The 18,699-nt window shown below is 42.8% G+C and carries 12 protein-coding genes; 8 read left to right on the forward strand and 4 right to left on the reverse strand.

The genetic code is table 11. The features are described from left to right. Positions 1-35: 35 nt before the first annotated feature. The 5 genes from CCS02_RS11895 to CCS02_RS11915 all read left to right on the forward strand — a co-directional run bounded on the left by CCS02_RS11895 (position 36) and on the right by CCS02_RS11915 (position 8,744). Positions 36-554, forward strand: a complete 519-nt coding sequence (locus CCS02_RS11895) for a sigma-70 family RNA polymerase sigma factor (protein ID WP_012071476.1) — start codon at positions 36-38, stop codon at positions 552-554. 5 nt (positions 555-559) lie between these two features. Beyond that, positions 560-1,546 carry a FecR domain-containing protein gene (locus CCS02_RS11900; RefSeq protein ID WP_100636671.1) on the forward strand — a complete coding sequence of 329 codons (987 nt, stop codon included), beginning with the start codon at positions 560-562 and terminating at the stop codon, positions 1,544-1,546. A 112-nt stretch (positions 1,547-1,658) separates the two neighbouring features. Then, on the forward strand, positions 1,659-4,415 hold the full coding sequence (locus CCS02_RS11905; RefSeq protein WP_157807990.1) for a TonB-dependent receptor: 2,757 nt from the start codon (positions 1,659-1,661) through the stop codon (positions 4,413-4,415). Positions 4,416-4,514: 99 nt separating this feature from the next. After that, on the forward strand, positions 4,515-7,337 hold the full coding sequence (locus tag CCS02_RS11910) for a M16 family metallopeptidase (protein WP_100636673.1): 2,823 nt from the start codon (positions 4,515-4,517) through the stop codon (positions 7,335-7,337). A gap of 186 nt (positions 7,338-7,523) precedes the next feature. Then, a complete protein-coding gene (locus CCS02_RS11915) occupies positions 7,524-8,744 on the forward strand; it encodes an MFS transporter (RefSeq protein ID WP_100636674.1) in 1,221 nt (406 codons plus the stop codon). A 35-nt stretch (positions 8,745-8,779) separates the two neighbouring features. Here the strand turns inward: CCS02_RS11915 and CCS02_RS11920 are convergent, their stop codons facing one another. Then, positions 8,780-11,218, reverse strand: a complete 2,439-nt coding sequence (locus CCS02_RS11920; protein ID WP_100636675.1) for a DUF2309 domain-containing protein — start codon at positions 11,216-11,218, stop codon at positions 8,780-8,782. 9 nt (positions 11,219-11,227) lie between these two features. Beyond that, the gene (locus CCS02_RS11925) at positions 11,228-12,850 is read right to left on the reverse strand and encodes an NADH-quinone oxidoreductase subunit L (RefSeq protein ID WP_100636676.1); all 1,623 of its coding nucleotides are present in this window, start codon (positions 12,848-12,850) and stop codon (positions 11,228-11,230) included. Between the two features lie 125 nt (positions 12,851-12,975). Here CCS02_RS11925 and CCS02_RS11930 point away from each other — a divergent pair, with 125 nt between their 5' ends. The 3 genes from CCS02_RS11930 to ppnN all read left to right on the forward strand — a co-directional run bounded on the left by CCS02_RS11930 (position 12,976) and on the right by ppnN (position 16,642). Further along, positions 12,976-13,881 (forward strand): LysR family transcriptional regulator, encoded by a 906-nt coding sequence (locus CCS02_RS11930; RefSeq protein WP_100636677.1) that lies wholly within the window; start codon positions 12,976-12,978, stop codon positions 13,879-13,881. Positions 13,882-13,961: 80 nt separating this feature from the next. Further along, positions 13,962-15,101 (forward strand): cell division protein ZapE, encoded by a 1,140-nt coding sequence (gene zapE, locus CCS02_RS11935; RefSeq protein ID WP_100636678.1) that lies wholly within the window; start codon positions 13,962-13,964, stop codon positions 15,099-15,101. 167 nt (positions 15,102-15,268) lie between these two features. Beyond that, positions 15,269-16,642 (forward strand): nucleotide 5'-monophosphate nucleosidase PpnN, encoded by a 1,374-nt coding sequence (ppnN, locus tag CCS02_RS11940; protein WP_072840063.1) that lies wholly within the window; start codon positions 15,269-15,271, stop codon positions 16,640-16,642. A 112-nt stretch (positions 16,643-16,754) separates the two neighbouring features. Here ppnN and glsB read toward each other — a convergent pair whose 3' ends face one another. Next, the gene (gene glsB / locus CCS02_RS11945) at positions 16,755-17,666 is read right to left on the reverse strand and encodes a glutaminase B (RefSeq protein WP_072840062.1); all 912 of its coding nucleotides are present in this window, start codon (positions 17,664-17,666) and stop codon (positions 16,755-16,757) included. Positions 17,667-17,833: 167 nt separating this feature from the next. Then, on the reverse strand, positions 17,834-18,652 hold the full coding sequence (gene nudC / locus CCS02_RS11950) for an NAD(+) diphosphatase (protein WP_072840061.1): 819 nt from the start codon (positions 18,650-18,652) through the stop codon (positions 17,834-17,836). Positions 18,653-18,699 lie beyond the last annotated feature (47 nt).

Here is an 18,699-nt window from a genome sequence, read left to right on the forward strand (position 1 = left end):
AATATATTTTTATTAAAATGAGGTTGAACGGTTCAATGAATCCTGAGCGTCAAAAATCTCAACAGGTTGGTGAGCTTTATGCTGAGCATAGCTCATGGCTCACTGGATGGATTCGTAGCCGCCTTGGTTGTCATGAATTGGCAGCAGATATTGCACAAGATACTTTTGTGCGATTGCTTAAAAGACCGAAATACTTTTCTAATATGGGCGAAGCCAGAGCTTTTTTGAGCACCATTGCCAAAGGCTTGTACATCGATCACTGGCGGCGTAAGCAGGTCGAGCAGGCTTGGTTGGAGTCTTTAGCCCATTGCGACGAAGAGTTTGTGCCTTCAGCAGAACATTCAGCCTCTATGATTGAATTGCTTTGCGAACTAGACGCGATGATCGCTAAGTTACCTAAAAAAGTGGCAAATACGCTTATTTTGTCTCAACTCCATGGTTTGACCTACCGAGAAATTGCCGAACGTTTGTCCGTATCAGAGCGCATGGTGAAGCGCTATATGGCACAGGCGATGTTGCAATGTCTTTTGTTTAAATCCGATCGGTCTCTTTAGATTTTATGGCATCTTCCCAACCTGCAAATTATGTTCATTTAGAAGCCGCTGCCGAATGGTTTGCTGTGCTGGCTGATAAGCCTGTTTCTGAAGCCAGTCAACTTGCTTGGCAGCAGTGGTTAAACGAAGATGAAGCGCATCGTAAAGCATGGCAGCAAGTTGAGTCAGTTGGCGCTATGTTTTCCTCTTTTCAAGATGATAAATCTCAGCAATCGGCAAGCTATGTTTTAGACAATACTAGTTTAATTAATCGTCGTCAGTTGATGAAAGGCGTGCTAGGAGTGACTGGTGTTGCTGCATTAGGCTGGATTGGCTGGAGCGAAACATCATTACCAAGAATAGCGTCAGCTTGGATGGCTGATTTTCATACTCAAGTTGGACAGGTGTCGGCCTACGATTTAGAGGATGGTACTAAGATCTGGCTGAATACCAATAGTGCAATGAATCGATCCAATGGCCGTGATTATCCAGGTTTGTCTCTCGTGACGGGAGAAATTTTGGTACAAACTAAAGCCTCTTCAGACAGCCGCGCTTTTTCTGTTTCCTGTGCTCATGGCATTATACGCTCTGGTGTAGACAAAACTCGTTTTTGTGTACGCCAACTATCGGATAAACAAACTGTTCTAGCGGTTTATGAAGGGGCAGTTTCCCTTGCGCTTTTGGATTCTCAGTTGTCTAAGACGCTGTATGTTGGCCAAGAAGTCGTTTTTAACGCTCAGTCTATATCTGATACTCGGCCAGCTTCTTTGCTTTATGAGTCTTGGCGTAATGGGTTATTAATTGTTGAAGATATGCCGCTAGCAAATTTTATGGCAGAAATAGGTCGTTATCATTATGTCCATTTCAATCTTGATCCTAGTTTAGCGGACTTGCGTGTTGTGGGGACTTTTCCTACTCACGATATGGATCTTGTGCTTTCTATGTTATCTAAATCTTTTCCTATTCGTATAAAGCATCCATTGCCTTGGTGGGTGGGCATTTCCGTAGCTTAGTGTTCAGTGGAATTTATTTTCAAAGTATTTTTAAAAAACATTTTTTTTCATGTCCCTTTCTTCGTTTACGTTCGGTAATAGTAATAAGAAATATTATTATTACGGAGTTTATATGGCCCTTGCTTGTTCACTTAAGCGACGAAAGAATGCTCGTACCGCTTTGTCGTTGCTTTTCGCTAATACGTTACTTGCTGGTGGCGTTGGTATGATGTTTAGCTCAGTAACTTATGCAGAAGCTGCAGCATCAGAGATACATTATTACAACATTCCTGCAGAGCCTTTATCTAAGGCGATTAATGCATTTTCTGCCGTATCAGGTATGTATTTAGGTGGCAACAGTGAGCTTCTTAAAAGTAAAAATACGCAGGGTTTTGTAGGTGAATACTCTGCCGGACAAGCGCTGGATTTATTGTTAATAGGTACAGGTTTGTCATATGAAGCAGGGGAAGGTAGAAGTATAGTTCTTATTGATACTGAGTCTGTTTCTGAAGGTGAGAATGGCATCACCATGTCACCCTTGTTGGTTCGTGAAGATAAAGTTGTAACCACTTTAGGTGCGAGCATACTAAACGCAAGTGAAATTGAAAGTATGGCTGGAGAGACTGGAAATCTTACTGATTTACTAAGAGGAAATGGTGCGGTCCGTTATAGTCGTTCTTCTAGTACTTCAGCAAGTAGCGCAAGTATGCGTCCTGACGAAGTATCTATTCATGGTCAGTCACATTATCAAAACTCGTTTGTTATCGACGGGATGTCTGCTAATAATGATTTAAATCCTGGAAACTCCGAAGATACTTATTCAAATCCGATTAATCCGAGTAATTTGAGCATGCTGTCCGGCAGTTCATCTCAAAGTTATTATATTGACCCTGATGCTGTGGAGTCAGTTACTGTTTATGACTCTAATATTCCTGTCGAATTTGGCGGCTTTCTGGGTGGCGTTATTTCAGCAAAATTAAAGCGATATGATGGCGAAGATTATTTTTCAGTAAAATATGCGATCTCTAAGGATGAGTGGGATGAAATGCACGCTGATGAATCTTTAGAGGGAGATATGGCTGATGGTGATTCATTAGAAGGAGAATATACGCCAGAGTATTTAAAGCAGACCTATACATTAACTGGTGCGCAAGGAATTACAGACAAGCTTGGTGTGACATTTACCGCTTCTCGTGCGAACTCTAATTTTGAACAAAGCTATGTGAAAAATATTGGTAATACTGTTTATGGAAAGCAGGGCGTTTCTTATGATGATACTATCGATAATTTAATGGCTAGATTTGACTATAAAGCCAACGATAATTTAGATATTGGTGTGTCTGTTCTTTATGCTAACCGATACCATGATGGTGTTACTAATGCTTCATATGACTCTGCATTTATAAAATCACATAAAGCATCAGGTATTAGCTCTGAGGTTATATATAGCACAGACTCTGGAATATTAAAAACGACATTTTCTTACGATGAGGCAAGAGACACTTTATCTTCCGATGATTCAGAGTACATATATCATTATGCCGATTATTATAATGGGCGATGGCCTTATACTGGTGGCTATGGAAACATAAATCAGCAACAGAATACGACGACCTTTAAACTTGATTGGCTACAAAAAGCATTTGATGTTGGCTCTTTCAAACACACCTTTAGAGTTGGTGCTGAGTTGAATCGAAAAAAACAGTTTTATCAAGTAGAAGACAAAATTGTCAGTGAAAACTATCAGTGTGTAATCAGTCGCTGCGGTGATACAAATAGTGATGGTGTTATTGACTATAATGATGAATATCTTCGTATCCTTAATATTGTCGATGCAAATAAGCTTGAGAAGTCATCTCACTCAGAAGGTGTTTATTTTTCTGATACGATTGAAAATGGAGATTGGACTTATTACTTAGGATTACGTGCGGATTATGAATCCACTTTAGAGAATTTAAATTTTTCGCCACGATTTAATGTGCAATGGGATGTGTTTAGTGATAATGAAACCCGTTTAATCACTGGGGCAAATCGTTATTACGGAAGAGATTTTTTTCAATATGAGGTTAATAGTCAGTTGCGTTCTTGGCGTACGACTTATCGATATAATACCGATGGTACACTTAACCAGTTTACCTCTTATTCAGATAATTCCTTTTATGATTATGATCTTGATACACCTTACTCTGATGAGCTGGTATTTGGTGTAATTCAGCAAGTAGGTAATGTTGATGTTACTGTAAAGTATGTGAACCGTGAAACTCGTGACATGGTAACTCGTTCTAAGACTGCATCAGGATTGAATTACTATTCAAATTTTGGTCGTAGTTCTACCGATACTATTTCTTTAAAGATAGAAACTCGAAAACCTTTTGAGTTCGGTGGAACAGAGACTGATGGTGAATTTTCTATTAGTTATCAAGAAAGTAAAACAAATACGTTGTCAGATGTATCTTATGAGGATGAAATTAACTCTAAACAGATTTATTATAAAGGTAATGTTATTTATAACTCACAATTACCTAAGTCTGACTTTAATATTCCGTTTAGTATAAATTTCTCTACATCGACAGCTATTCCTGATTTTCATTTAGTTTGGACTAACCGAATTAATGTCGAGTCTGGCGGAAAAATAGCTCAAGATACAGGAGATAATTATACAGACCTATCCGGTAATTATGATATTTATGATGATCTAGAATTTAACAGTTTAATCACTTTAGATACGTCTTTTGAATGGAAACCAGTTATCTTTAAAGAAGTAGAAGGTTATTTAAAGCTTTCTATAAACAATGTGTTTGATGATTATATTGATAAGTCGACTAGTTCTGGAAGTTATTCTTACACATTGGGCCGCTCTACCAGTTTGGAAGTCGGTATGCGCTTCTAAGCAGATGTTTCTTTTATCTCCTTTCTTTTCTTGTAAACAAATGCTCTCTCGAGCATTTGTTTATGGCTGTTTTTGAATGATTTTTTTGTGAGCTGTTTTATGCTTTTTTTACAAAAAATCCTGTGTGTTATGGGATTAACCTGTTTGTTTGTTTTTGTCACTCCAGTATATGCCAATGATAAGGGTTTACCTTGGGATAAGCGTGTTGTGCAGGGGACTTTGGATAATGGCTTCCGCTATTATTTATTCGATTCAAAACAAGAAAAAGACGCGCCAAAAGGGCTGACATTAGCGAATTTAGTCGTACTTTCTGGTGCCATTGATGAGGAAGAAAATCAGTTAGGCGTGGCGCACATGGTGGAACACATGGTATTCCACGAAAGTAAGGGGTTGCCGAATGGCGTGCGAAAAGCCTTTACTGATATGGGGTTTAAGCAAGGTCGTGATTTTAATGCCATGACCAACAGCGAAAATACCCGCTATATGGTGAATTTGAAAAACACCACGCCAGATCGATTGAACAATGTGTTGGATATTTATCAGCAAATTGCTTTTCATGCCGAAATCAAAGCCTCGTCTTTGGATAAAGAGCGTTTAATTATTCAAGAGGAATGGCGTGGCAAGTTGAGCCATCGTTCCCGCGTTAATGACGAGAAAAAAACCTTACTGAGAGTTGGCTCTTTGTATCCAGAACGTCCAGTGCTTGGTACTCAGGCAACCATTCAACACACCCCAGCAACACAGCTTCAGTCTTTTTATCAACATTGGTATGCGCCAAATAACATGGCGTTGGTGGTTTTTGGACCTATGGATACCGCTGTATTAGAAGCACAAATTAAGCGTGTCTTTGGTTCTGAACGTAAGCGAGAGCTTCCAAAGCGTCACCCAAAAGACCCTGTACTGGATGGGAATCTAAAAATTGGTCAGCTTAATGATTCTGGTAATAAAGTGAACCGAGTGGTTTTTTTATACCGATTTGAAAGTGAAGCAGGTAGCACTGACGAAGCACGTCGTGACGGCTTGATTGATTACATGGCTCGCAATCTTTTAACTCAGCAGGTTTATCGTCAGAGAGAGGTATTACCTGAGCATGTACGGGTATTATCGAGTACAAAAGGAACGGTCTCTCCAAATGTGGCGATATTAGGTTTTTCAGTCAATGTGGACGACGGATATCACGCTCTAGGGTTGGAAACCTTAATTCAAGAGATTGAACGAATAGAGACGCAGGGATTTTTTCAGCAAGATTTTGATCAAATCTATCAAAAGGTTGTTGATGTTGCTAAACGCAATAAAAACGCGGCAAAGAGCCGAGGCACCATTTGGTCAGTGAAAATGGTCGAGGCGGTAACGTCTGACAAATCCCTTCATGACCCTAAACAAAGTAATGATCAAATATTGCGTCTTGTTAAGACGATTTCGCTTGAGGATGTAAATGCTCGCTTGAAGCAGTGGCTGTCTTCGCCAGATCGTATTCTTTATACACAAGCCGTGGGCGGGAAGTATGTAGATATAGGTACGGTGGAATCTGTTGAAGCATTGTTTGATGAGATGCAATCTCGCCAGCTTGGTGCCTTAGAAAAAGAAAAAATAGTGGCGGTGAAAGCATTGCCTGTTGTAACGAAAAGTGGCTCGGTGGTACTTACATCGCGAAACGCAGAATTGGGTGTATCAAATTGGTCTTTATCAAATGGCGATAAACTGACAGTGCTAGACCCGAGTGTTTTGGCTGAGCGTTATCAAATTGATCAATCCGAAATAGACAATAAAACTTACTTCACCGCGATTTCTGACGCAGGTTATAGCGTAAAGCAAGGCTCTACTTGGGCAGAGCAAATTGCCGTGCAAATGTCTGATGCCACCGGTGTTTATGGTTGGACTGATGAAGAGTTTCAACAATGGCGTAAAGAAAATAGTGTGTTTTTAACCTCTAAACAGAAGGCGCAAAGCCTTGCGTATCGAGGGTCAATTGATAGTGATAATTTAGATAAGTTACTGAACGTTTACCATGTGAACCAAGTTACCCCCAAAATCGATATCGATGTTTACGACAGCATAATGGCAAGCTTAAAAAGAAGCGCCAGTATTGATGTTGTACGTCCGATTGAAGTGTTTTCACGACGTTTAGCACAAGCGCGCTTTGGGAAAAGTGACACGACGTTGAGTTTGTCGCATTTAGCGCCGTTGTCGTTAGATAAGATAGAAAAAACACGACAACAACAAGTTGCCTTGCCAGTGCATTATTTTATGGTGTCTCGTTTGCCTGAAGTAGATGTGACTCGCTTGGCGGCTTTGTATTTGGCCAATATTCCTCGTGATCAGCTTGCTTCCACAGATAACACTAAGGCTGTTGTGCAGCAAGCCGGTGAAGCGATTGTGGATGTTTCATTGAATACGGAACCGAAAGCCGAATATCGTTTGTATGCCTATCAATCTTTGCCTTGGTCGCCTGTTGCCGCGCTTCAGTTGACCTATTTGGGTGAGCGTTTAGAGGCAGAGTTAAAACAGCGGCTGCGTAGTGAGGTTCAAGGCGTTTACAGTGTAAGAGTAGGCTTGGATCTGAACAAAGATACCAAGCGTGCTGAGTTAAGTATTCAGTATTCCAGCTCTCCAGCACGATTAGACGATTTGGCAGAGATGACCAAAAACGTGCTATCTGATTTGCCAGACATAGTGACAGAAGAATGGGCAAAGGAAATACAGGATGCCTTCGCAGATGTTGAGCAGAACCGCTTGGAGAAAGCCTTTGATTCCACCTTGTTACATCGTCTTGAGTTAAGCGAAACACTTTATGGTGATGCCCGCTATCTTGATGAAATGGATCAATTGAAGTCCGGTTTAACGGTGGCGAAGCTAAAAGCCTTGGTCGATACATTAACCTTTACCAATAGAGTGACAGGGTTTTATCGCCCTATAGATTAATCATTCAATAACTAATCTAACAACACTTTAAAATGCCCAGTAATGAGATTGCTGGGCATTTTTTTAACATTAAAGGTTAGTTAAAAGGTGGCTTGTTGCTCGACTTATGAGTAAGTCATGAATACTATGAAATCAATCTATCATTGTGATCTGTCTTAGTTAGCTGTCTTAGTTAGGAAAGCATTCATGTCGCGTCCCGTGAAATTACTCAGTGTTTCTATTGGTCTTATCTGTCTCCTGTTGGCGTTGAACTTTGGTTTGCGCTCATCAATGGGCTTTTTTATGGCACCGATCTCCCAAGAGTTTGGTTATGGGCGCGAAGTGTTTGCTTTTGCCTTGGCATTACAAAACCTATGTTGGGGCTTGTTTCAGCCGATTGCTGGTGCCTTTGCCGATCGTTATGGCACTTTGAAAACCTTATTTATTGGGGCTGCGTTATATGCATTAGGTTTATATGTGACCGCTGGTGCCGATGGTGTGCTAGGACTCAATATGGGCGCTGGCGTATTAATGGGCATGGGCATCGCAGCAACGGGATTTGGTGTGGTATTGCCAGCGATGGCGCGCATGGTCTCTCCTGAAAAACGCTCCTTTGCTTTGGGTTTGGGCAGTGCGGCAGGTTCTGCTGGGCAGCTTTTAGTAATCCCTATTGCTCAAGACTTCATTGCTTCCTATGGTTGGAGCAACGCCTTATTGTTGATGGCGGTGTGTGCCTTGATGATGGTGTTGTTGTCTAGCCCATTTCGCCAAGAAAAAGACGGTATGAATGCGAATGCAACCACAATAGAAGTGACGCAGACCATGAAAGAAGCCTTGCGTGAAGCAAGTGCTTATTCCCATTATTGGTTGTTGGTGGTTGGCTTTTTTGTTTGTGGTTTTCAATTGGCTTTTATCACTGTGCATATGCCAGCGTTTTTATCTGATCAAGGTTTTTTGCCCGATGTGGCGGTAGCGAGTTTGGCTCTTATTGGTTTGTTTAATATTTTTGGTTGTTTATTATCTGGCAGTTGGGCTGGGAAATATTCGAAGAAAAAATTGCTCACTATTATCTATGCACTTCGAGCCTTGTCGATTGCCTTGTTTATGACGCTGCCAATGACAAGCATGTCTGTGTATGTTTTTTCCATTGTGACAGGCTTGCTTTGGCTGGCGACGGTACCGCCAACCTCGGGTCTGGTGGCACAAATGTTTGGCTTACGTTACATGGGCTTGCTGTACGGCATCGTCTTTTTAGGTCATCAACTTGGCTCGTTTAGTGGCGTTTGGTTAGGCGGTTATCTCTACGATAAAACTGGTTCTTACGATGTTGTCTGGTGGGCAGCTTGTATTATCGCCCTGATTACGGCATTGATTCATATCTTAATCGACGAGCGCCCAGTGGCACGTCTTCGTGCCGCTGTGGCTTGAGTGATATAAAGAATAGAAACTAAGAGCCTTAGCTTCTATTCTTGTGCTTGCCATTGTTGTTGGTAGAAGCGCTGAACCTTGTCGCCTTCCCATTGAAACAAATACAGCCAGCCGTTATCGATCAGTTGTCTAACAATATTGTTCTTTGCGGCGATTTTCTCGATAGCCGTTTTTGGTGCAGCAACGTAAACCGCGAGTTTAACCGGTGTGTGCATCCATTTTTGGCCGTCGTTTAAAGACTGCATGGAAAGTCCTATGCGCAAGTCTCCGCCGTTACCTTCAAATACGCCAATGTTTCCGCCAACTGCGTTGTGCAGCACTTTATTACCGCAGCCGAATTTGAAGTTATCAGTCACCGATAAGTTGTATTGCATGTTGATCCAGTGAGTCACCAGCATTGGCGCGGTAAGAATACGTTCTAGAATGCTAAAGTCTGAGTCATTGTGTTGATTATAATCGTGTAGAAAACTGCGTCCTTCAAGATCGAGGTGGCGGGTCTTCTGGCGTGGAGCGATGATAAAAGAATGATTGTTAGCAAGTCCCCATTCTGGGTTAACTTGTGACCAGTCGTTGGCACGTTTGCTAAAAGCTTTTGAGCGTTGTTTGTCCGAAGCATCCAGCAAGGCCATATCTAACCTTGTTGCGCGTTCTTGTTGAGCGAGAAACTGGGCTTTTTCAAACCAATCCATTATTTTGCTATCGATGCTTTTGGCGTCTTTTATTTGATCAAAGCAAGTTAATTGATCTGTGGTGGTGTTATGCATCGCAGGGACAAATTGCGTGTCGCTAGGAATCTCCATCCCCATGTCGTTGAGTAAGGCGCGCACCTTGTGGTCATTTAATAGTGATGCCAAAACCTTGACGTTGACCTCGCCACTTTGTCCGCCACAAGCGCCACATTCTAATCCGGCAGCATGAAGGTTGTTGCTGGTATGGCTACCGTGACCGACTAACATGATGATAGGCGCATAGGTGGTTAGCTTGATGGTATCTAAAATGCCTTTTGCTAAATTGGCTTTATCTTGATCTGTCAGTGCAAGGCCATGCTGAGTCAATTGCCAGTCGGTATTTGGCGCTAAACGATTGGCTGGGTGTTCTTGTCTCTGGGAGAAAAGTGTTTGCTTGAACATTTTAAAGGCGTACCACCAACCCATGGATTCCACCATGGAAAAGGATGCTGGCGCGGCGTGTCCCCAACGATGCCAACGGGCTTCTTTTTGCTGGTGGTGAACGTGATTTTTATCGCTCGTCAATTCGGTGACGGTTATGGACGCTTGTAATAAGCCGGGAAGTTGTGGGCGAACATAGTGGCTGTCTTTTGCTTTGTATTCGATAGGCAAACCAAAAAAGCCCGCAAAACCCAGTGTTTGAATCTTGTCGGATTGTTTTTCCAGCGCACGTCTAAATACTTCTGAACGAACGTCGATGCAAAATATAGCTTGCAGTTCAGGTCTTGCTGAGCCTGCTAAAGAAGATGAAGGCGGTGTAGAGATCAGAGTTTGATGTAAGCTTTTTTGCTCACTGTATTCCAGTGCCAAGGCCCAAGTTTTGGATGTTAATAAAGCGTCTTGATGTGTTTGAATCAGCGCTGGGATGGCATTTTTTTGTTCTGACCATTTGTTAGCTATTGCGCTATGTAATGCTTGGGATGTGTGTTTTAAGTAACGCCAAACAACCAATTCCCATGCCATTTTTATGGCGAGCAAAGACTCCACATGGTTTTCTTGCGCAAGGTTTTCATTGCTATCGCCTTTGGACCAATTTAAGTAAGCCAGATAACTGCTCCAGCCATTAATATCGAGCAATAATGCTTGTGCGTAGAAATGTAGCGCTTGATCATCCAAGGCCAATTCTTCGATGGCCAGAGCAAATAAGGCTTCTTTGTCAGTGGGTAAGTTATGGAAGAAGTCAGTGAGTTTTGATTCGCCCATGATAATGCTTAGACCTTTGTCTTCATTGGTGACTTCTAACCAATGGCTGTATAGATCGAGCTCGTTGTTAATGTTTTGCTGTCTTAAGGTTGGGCTTTGCTGCTGGTAATGCGCGGCGCAAAACTGGCTGACTTGATGGGTGATTTCATCGTGCCAAGACATCTTATTAGCGGGTCTATGTTGATCGGCAAGGTCTGCAATATTACGCCAAGAATCTGGCAAATTATTGGCTTGAGACAAATGCTCAAGTAAGGCGTCTTGCTCATTGAGGTCATAGTGTTCAGAAGCTTTGGTTAGGCAATGGTGTGAAATTTTCCCTTCATCAAACCAAGCGCGATACGTCTCATTAGACATATAGGTTTTGATGCCTGCCAAGGCTGATAATTCATCAGAAATGTCATCAAAGGGTTTATCAACCAATGACCAAAGTGGATTGACCGCGATCAGTTTATCCAATGGCCAATGGGGAGCAATAGTACGAGTCGCATCGAGCAATAGGTCCTTTTGTTGCATGCTTAATGTATTTGTAGCCTTGATAGTCATGCGATTCTCCTAAGGTTTTAGCGACGGTTTATTTTTGCTTAATGCGTGATGTTGTTCTTTGGCTCTGGCGGGTAAGGTGACTGGCCAGAATTTAAGCACCAGACGTGTGAGCCATTCATCCAGATAAAGCCCTGCAAACAGGGCAATAGATAAGCGACGAACTGCGCGCCAGCGTACTTGATAATGCAGCAGCGCACTTAAGATGAAGAGCAGGCTAAATAAAACCATCGCCCAGATATCGGCTAGGGAAAAAGCCTGAATCGTGTGAGTTGAATAGGTCGGTAATGCGTAATGCATGGCGTATTTTAATGCAGCATAAATCACACACAAAAACACGCCCATCATGAAGGTGTAAACAACCGAAGGTGAGTGCTCGCACGTGCGCCATTGCACGATAAGAATAGTGAGTGCGAGAGCGAATAACCACCAAGCACTAAACGCGCTATCGAAGCCAAATAAAGTTCGCACAATCACCACAATCGCGGTACTTAAACCAAGAGAAAGCAGCCAAGTTTGTGCGTTAGGCATGATGGCTTTGTTCGTCGGTGAAGACTGAGTATTGGTTTTTGCGGCGCTAGAAAGACGTAATCTAATGGCGTCATTCACCGCGTTGCCGGAGTTGAGAAAAGAGTAGGCTTTGTAAAAAGAATGGGCGAGCAAGTGCAGCAAGACTAATTCGTACAACCCTAAGGCAAATTCCAGCAGCATCAGCCCCATTTGCGCACAAGTCGACCAAGCAAGGCGAACTTTGACGCTGATTCTAGTTGTCATGATCAAGGCGCTAGCGAGTGTCGACAATCCAGCCACAATTAACAATAGCCAGATTGCCACGGAACTTTGCGCAACCACAGGCGTGAACAAAAGCAGTAGATAACCGCCGAGGTTGATAACACCTGCATGGAGTAAGGCGCTGACAGGTGTTGGCGACTCGACAACTTGTATTAACCAACCATGGAAAGGAAGTTGAGCACATTTGATTAACGCAGCCAGTGCGATCAAGCAGGCTGTGACTTGCTCTTGCCAGTGTAATGCCAATCCGGCGCTAGATTGGGCAACAGCGGTATCGATAATAGTGTTGATGTATAAACTGTCGTATTGCTGGTAAAGCAAGGCAAAAGCGGCAAACAAAGACAGCTCGGCAATTCGTGCCAGCATGAACTTCTTGTGGGCGGCGAGAATGGCTCGTGGACGATCCGCGTAGAAGGTTAATAAGTTGTTGAGTGACAAACTAATGCCTAACCAGCCGAGCCAGAAAATCACCAAATGGTTGGTGGTCACTGTTATGGCTACGGACGCCAAGGTAAACATTAACCAACGATAGTAACGATTCAGATTAACCTGTCCTGCCATGTAGTTTCGCGAGAAGCTGATCAGCACCCAACCCATGATAGTCACCAATCCAAGCATGATCTGATTGAGTGCTGTGTGACGAATCAAAGTAGAAGATTGCCAAGCATCAGTGAAAAAGTAACTGACCGGAAAGGTGGCGAGAAAGATAATCAGCAAGACAAAGCTTAATCGAGACGCTTTTTGTGCCACGTATTGGGTTTTCTCATGGCCGAGATACCAGCCGCCAAAAAACAGCGTAAAGGGAATGAAAATCGGTAAGAAACTTAACACGACTAAGGACATACATAACCTACGTTTATTGGATTTAATAAATTGAGGCGATTATGAAGTCTTTATTTTGTTAATAAAAATACATATATTGTTATGTAACGTTCACTTTTAGTTATGTATTTAAAGGATGATAGGCAATGAGTCGGTTGAATTATCATCATTTGTATTATTTTTGGCGGGTTGCCAAGAGCCCGAGTCTGACGGAAGCGGCAGAAACCTTGCACATCTCTCAGTCCGCTCTGTCGGCGCAGATCAAGCAGCTTGAACAGAGTCTTGATGTGGCATTGTTTATTCGTCAAGGGCGTAAGCTGGTACTGACCGATGTTGGGCGTCGGGTGTTGGCTTATGCGCAAGATATTTTTAATACCGGCGAAGAGCTAGAAAAGTTTATCCAGAAGGACAGTGCGACGCAGGTTCAGCATATTACCATCGGCGTACAGAGCAATTTATCGAGAAATTTCATCGAAAGCTTTATTGCGCCTTTGTTAAAAAGCGAGAACGTGGATTTTTCACTTGCTTCGAGAGGCATGACGGATTTGCTCAATGGACTCGTCAATCATGAATTAGATTTGGCACTGACCAATCGTGCTATTTTGAGTGAAGGCCATGACACGACATGGCGAAACCAGCTAGTCGCTAGACAAGCTGTGGCGATTGTTGGGCCTTATGGCGAAAAGCCCGAGATGTCTTTTCCACAGGGCTATGAAGATAAAAAATGGGTAGTGCCGGGGCGCAACACCGATATTCGTTCCTCATTTGAATCCTTTTGCGCCACGCATCAATATCAGCCAGATATCAAGGCGGAAGTGGATGACATGGCGATGTTGCGATTGTTAGCAAGGGACAGTGGTTATTTGTCCGTATTGCCGCCGGTGGTGGTAAAAGACGAGATTCAATCGAAAGTGCTACAGGATTATGAAAGCATTCCTCAAGCATTCGAAAACTTTTACGCCATTACTATGCCACGTAAATTTACTTCGCAACCTGTATTGGATTTGATCAAAATTGCGATTCATCAGTATTCTGTGGACCACTCAATTTAAGTGTTTTGAAGGCGCAGTCTGAAAGCCCCATAATTAAAAAGGCAATAGTAAGAAGGCAATACTAAACAAGGAAATAGTACATGACTCCTTTGCAAGTCTATCAAACTCGTCTAGAGCAGAACGAAGTGACGTTTGATGAGCGTCAGCAGCCTGCGCTAAATGAGTTAGAACGTGTTTATCAATCGTTACTGTCGAACCTATCAAATAGCGACGTGTTAGAGCCAATCAAAGGCGTTTATCTTTGGGGCGATGTGGGTCGTGGCAAGACGTTTCTGATGGATTTGTTTTATGACTGTTTGCCTGATGGAATGGCGTTAAGGCTGCATTTTCATCATTTTATGGCGCGTTTACACCGAGAGTTGAATCTTGCCTGCGGTCAGAAAAATCCTTTAAAAGGCATTGCCAAACGCTTGGCGTCAGAATGCCAAGTGCTATGTTTTGACGAGTTTTTTGTCTCTGACATTGGTGATGCTATGTTACTGCGGGGGTTGGTTGAAGCCTTGTTTGAAGAAGGTGTGATGCTGGTGGCAACATCGAATATTTCGGTGGAAAACTTGTTTCAAAACCAGTTGCAAAAAGAACGCTTCGCGCCAGCTATTGCCTTGTTACAAGCGCATTTAAATAGCATTCATCTTGGCGGTGAAGAGGATCATCGATTACGTCATACAGGATTTACGCCGATTTATTTTGTCAAACACGAGCAAGATATGTCGCTCTTGTTTAAGCAGCTGGCAAAGGGAAAAATCAACCGACAGCCGCTGCAAATCTGTCGTCGAGCTATTGCGGTGATTGAATCGGCGGATAACATTGCTTGGTTTGACTTTTATGCTTTGTGTGATGGCCCTAGATCGTCTCTGGATTACATTGAGCTAGCGCAAACTTATCCGTTGATAATGCTGACAGGTATTCCAGAACTAAGCAGCGAACCTTATGAACACATCAAAGCGCGAGGCACAGAAGACGGCGCTATTGGCTCAGGGCAAACTGGTGAACGCGCGGTTTCATTAGGTGTTAATGATGATGCTGTGCGTCGTTTTATTAGTTTGGTGGATGAGTGCTATGACCATCAGGTGGTTTTGTTACTGAATGCTGGCGTACCTTTGGATAACTTGTATTTAAACGGTTCGTTGTTGTTTGAGTTTCGTCGTACATACAGTCGTTTAATTGAAATGAAATCTCATTACTATCAAGCATTACGAATAAGTCTGATGAATAAGTAGTATGGCAAGCTTTATTGACCAAATAGACGGGTTAAATGGTTGATTTCATTCTGACTATTTTTGCTAAGTTTTTCGTAAAAGCTTGATAAAACCAGAATGCGCGACCACTATATTTAAAAGCAATGAATTTAAAAGACATTAATAAAATGACAATAAGGAGGGCGATCATGCAGTATGAAGATCGCGTTGATGCGTTAGTCGCACCGAAAGGTTCGTTAGAAATGTTGTCTCAAGATGAGATTTCTCGTTTGTCAGAAGAAACAGGTCCACTTCATGAACTATTTCATCGTTGTGCTTTGGCTATTTTGAACTGCGGTAGTGATTCTGATGATCCGCAAGCTGCCATGGAAGAGTTTAAAGATTTTGAAATCCGCATCGTACAACAAGAACGAGGCGTGAAACTGCAGCTGAAAAATGCACCGGGCAGTGCTTTTGTCGACGGCAAGATGATTAGCAGCGTACGCGAAATGTTGTTTAGCGTATTGCGAGATATTATTTTTACTCAGCACGAATACATTCTTGCTCGCGGTTTAGAAAACGCGAGTTCAGATAAATTAACCAATGTGGTGTTTGAATTATTACGTAACGCTAATGTTTTTCGACGTATTCAAAATCCAGATATGATTGTGTGTTGGGGCGGCCATTCTATTGCGCGTCACGAGTACGATTACACCAAGCGTGTCGGCCATGAATTAGGTTTACGTGAACTGAATATTTGTACCGGTTGTGGACCAGGGGCAATGAAAGGGCCGATGAAAGGCGCTGCCATTGCTCACGCAAAACAACGTATCAAAAATGGTATTTACCTAGGTTTAACGGAGCCGGGCATTATAGCCGCTGAATCACCGAATCCAATCGTGAATCAGCTAGTGATTATGCCAGACATAGAGAAGCGTCTTGAAGCCTTTGTACGTGCTGGGCATGGCATTGTGGTCTTCCCTGGTGGGGCCGGGACCGCAGAGGAAATTTTGTATATTTTGGGTATCTTGTTACATCCGAAAAATGCCGATGTACCATTTCCTTTGGTGTTTACTGGACCAAAAGAAAGTGCGGATTATTTTGAGCAAATTCATGCCTTCATTGGTGATGTACTAGGTGCGGAAGCGCAGAACAAATACCGCATTATTATTGAAGATGAAGTGGAAGTGGCTCGCGCCATGAAGCAAGGTATGGAAGAAGTTCGCCAATACCGTAAAGCCCATCAAGATGCGTTTTACTACAATTGGAAACTGCATATTCCAGAAGAGTTTCAGTATCCGTTTGAACCAACCCATGAAAAAGTTCGTGAGCTGAATCTACATTTTAATCAAGAAACGCATTTGCTTGCCGCGGATTTACGTCGAGCGTTTTCATCTATTGTTGCCGGTAATGTGAAAGCGCAAGGCGTGGCGTATATCAAAGAGTTTGGGCCATTCGAGATTCATGGAGATAAAGCTTTGTTAGCGAAACTGGATGCCTTGTTACAAGCTTTTGTTCGTCAGCAACGTATGAAGTTGCCGGGCAGTGCGTATGTGCCGTGTTATAAAGTCATCACAGACTAATAGTATGGCTACTGTGCTCGTAACGTCATCTGTAGACTTCTAATGTAAAAAAGGGCTTCTCGTGAAGCCCTTTTCTGTTTTAGCTGTGAGCGTTCTTGCTCTGGTTTTGAGCTTAACCAAACACTGACCAGCCGATGCTTTCCGATAGTGCTTCAAGCGCTGCCATGCCCGCTAGTGAATTGCCCGATTTGTTCAGTTCGGGTGACCAAACACACACTGAAAAACGATTAGGGACGATGGCAAGAATACCGCCACCAACACCACTTTTTCCTGGCAGTCCTACTCGATAAGCAAAGTTACCTGCTTCGTCGTATAGGCCGCTGGTGGCGAGTAGACCGTTTACCTGAGTAGTTTCTCGCGCACTAAGTACTTGTTCACCACTAAGCTGTGAGTAGCCCTTGTTGGCAAGGAAACTAAAGGCCTTAGCTAAATCCACACAGTTCATGCGCATGGCACAGTTATCGAAGTAACTATGCAACACATCTTCTACGTCGTTTTCAAAATTGCCAAAGGCTTTCATCAAATACGCCATGGAAGCATTGCGCGCACGAAACTCGTATTCGGAGCTGGCAACGATTTTGTCTGAGTTCAATAGCGGGTTATCGGCTAAGCGACGAATGAACTCTCGCATGGCGTAATGCGGTGAGGCAAAACGGGACTGATTCATGTCGCTGATTACTAGAGCGCCAGCATTGATAAAGGGATTACGGGGTACACCGGCTTCGTATTCTAGCTGCACTAATGAATTAAACGGATTGCCTGAAGGCTCTCGTCCAACGCGTTTCCACATATCTTCGCCATAGTGTTTGATGGCAAGGGTTAAGCTAAAGACTTTAGAAATACTCTGGATAGAGAAGTCTGTATAGGCTTGGCCTGCATGATAAAGCTCGCCGTTGTTGCTGTAGATGGCAATACCAAATTGATTAGGATCGACATTGGCCAACGCGGGTATGTAGTCTGCGACTTTACCTAAACCGATTAATGGTTTTACTTTTTGTTCTATTGAATGCAGTAAATCTTCCACGAGGTTCTCAGTGTTATTTTAATGGGAAGTGAATGGTTGAGCTTGATGGGGGGCTAGTATAGGTATTTACCTAAAAATTTCTAGGGATAAAGGGGGATTTGGTGAATATGGCTGCTTTCAAACACGCCATTTGATTGCTGGCGTGTTTGAAAGTAAGAGAGTCGTTACTATAGCGTTTTTACTTCTCTTGTTTTTTTTATATGGTCTACATGCAAGTTAATCAATTGTCCTGAGATGGTTGCGTTGTTTGGTATATTCGGTAAATTATCGATTTGATACCAGTTAGCTTCTTCTATTTCGCCAGGTGCTGGCGTAATTTCACCGCTGGCATAATCAGCAAAAAAACCTGTCATTAATTGATGTGGAAAAGACCATGGCTGGCTACTTACGTAGCGAATGTTGGTGACTTCTATGCCAACTTCTTCTCTAATTTCTCTTGCTACCGCTTGTTCCAATGTCTCGCCAGCTTCGACAAAACCAGCGATATTACTAAATCTGTCTTTGGGCGCCTGTGGGCCTCGAGCAAGCAGTACTTGATCGTCCTTACGGATCGATACAATGATGCAGGGGGAGATTCGAGGGTAGTGACGCAGATTGCACGACGGACAGATCTTTGTGTGTTCGGTGGCGTGCTTTTCTCTCATGGCGGTGCCGCAGCGGCCACAAAATTGATGGTCACGATCCCATGTAGATAGCTGGTGTGCTCGACTTAACAAAATGTAATTGTGTTGATCTTGTAGGAAGAGTAACTCTCTTAGACCAATTTCAGTAAAGCCTTTGGGAATAGATTCAAAACGACACACGAAGATATCTTGGCCATGCCATTGGCCACAATACACAGCACTCATTTTAGAGTTAGGCTGGAAGTGCGTAAAAGGCGTAAGAAATTGATTTTCGGATTCTATTAATACTTGGTTTCTATGTAACAAGATGTAGAGCGCATCTTGATGGGGAAGCGGGTGTGTTTGAATGCCTATTTCTAACATGTGATTGCTCGGTTTGCGTCTAAAGGAATTACGCTAACGCGATCATC

The organism is Marinomonas sp. ef1 (assembly GCF_002806845.1).
Classification (GTDB): domain Bacteria; phylum Pseudomonadota; class Gammaproteobacteria; order Pseudomonadales; family Marinomonadaceae; genus Marinomonas; species Marinomonas polaris.

Bases quoted from the DNA above. Each gene is read 5' to 3' on its own strand.
- nudC (WP_072840061.1), bottom strand. From the start codon at position 18,652: ATGTTAGAAATAGGCATTCAAACACACCCGCTTCCCCATCAAGATGCG.
- ppnN (WP_072840063.1), top strand. From the start codon at position 15,269: ATGCAGTATGAAGATCGCGTTGATGCGTTAGTCGCACCGAAAGGTTCG.
- CCS02_RS11895 (WP_012071476.1), top strand. From the start codon at position 36: ATGAATCCTGAGCGTCAAAAATCTCAACAGGTTGGTGAGCTTTATGCT.
- CCS02_RS11930 (WP_100636677.1), top strand. From the start codon at position 12,976: ATGAGTCGGTTGAATTATCATCATTTGTATTATTTTTGGCGGGTTGCC.
- CCS02_RS11915 (WP_100636674.1), top strand. From the start codon at position 7,524: ATGTCGCGTCCCGTGAAATTACTCAGTGTTTCTATTGGTCTTATCTGT.
- CCS02_RS11905 (WP_157807990.1), top strand. From the start codon at position 1,659: ATGGCCCTTGCTTGTTCACTTAAGCGACGAAAGAATGCTCGTACCGCT.
- zapE (WP_100636678.1), top strand. From the start codon at position 13,962: ATGACTCCTTTGCAAGTCTATCAAACTCGTCTAGAGCAGAACGAAGTG.
- CCS02_RS11900 (WP_100636671.1), top strand. From the start codon at position 560: ATGGCATCTTCCCAACCTGCAAATTATGTTCATTTAGAAGCCGCTGCC.
- CCS02_RS11910 (WP_100636673.1), top strand. From the start codon at position 4,515: ATGCTTTTTTTACAAAAAATCCTGTGTGTTATGGGATTAACCTGTTTG.
- CCS02_RS11925 (WP_100636676.1), bottom strand. From the start codon at position 12,850: ATGTCCTTAGTCGTGTTAAGTTTCTTACCGATTTTCATTCCCTTTACG.
- CCS02_RS11920 (WP_100636675.1), bottom strand. From the start codon at position 11,218: ATGACTATCAAGGCTACAAATACATTAAGCATGCAACAAAAGGACCTA.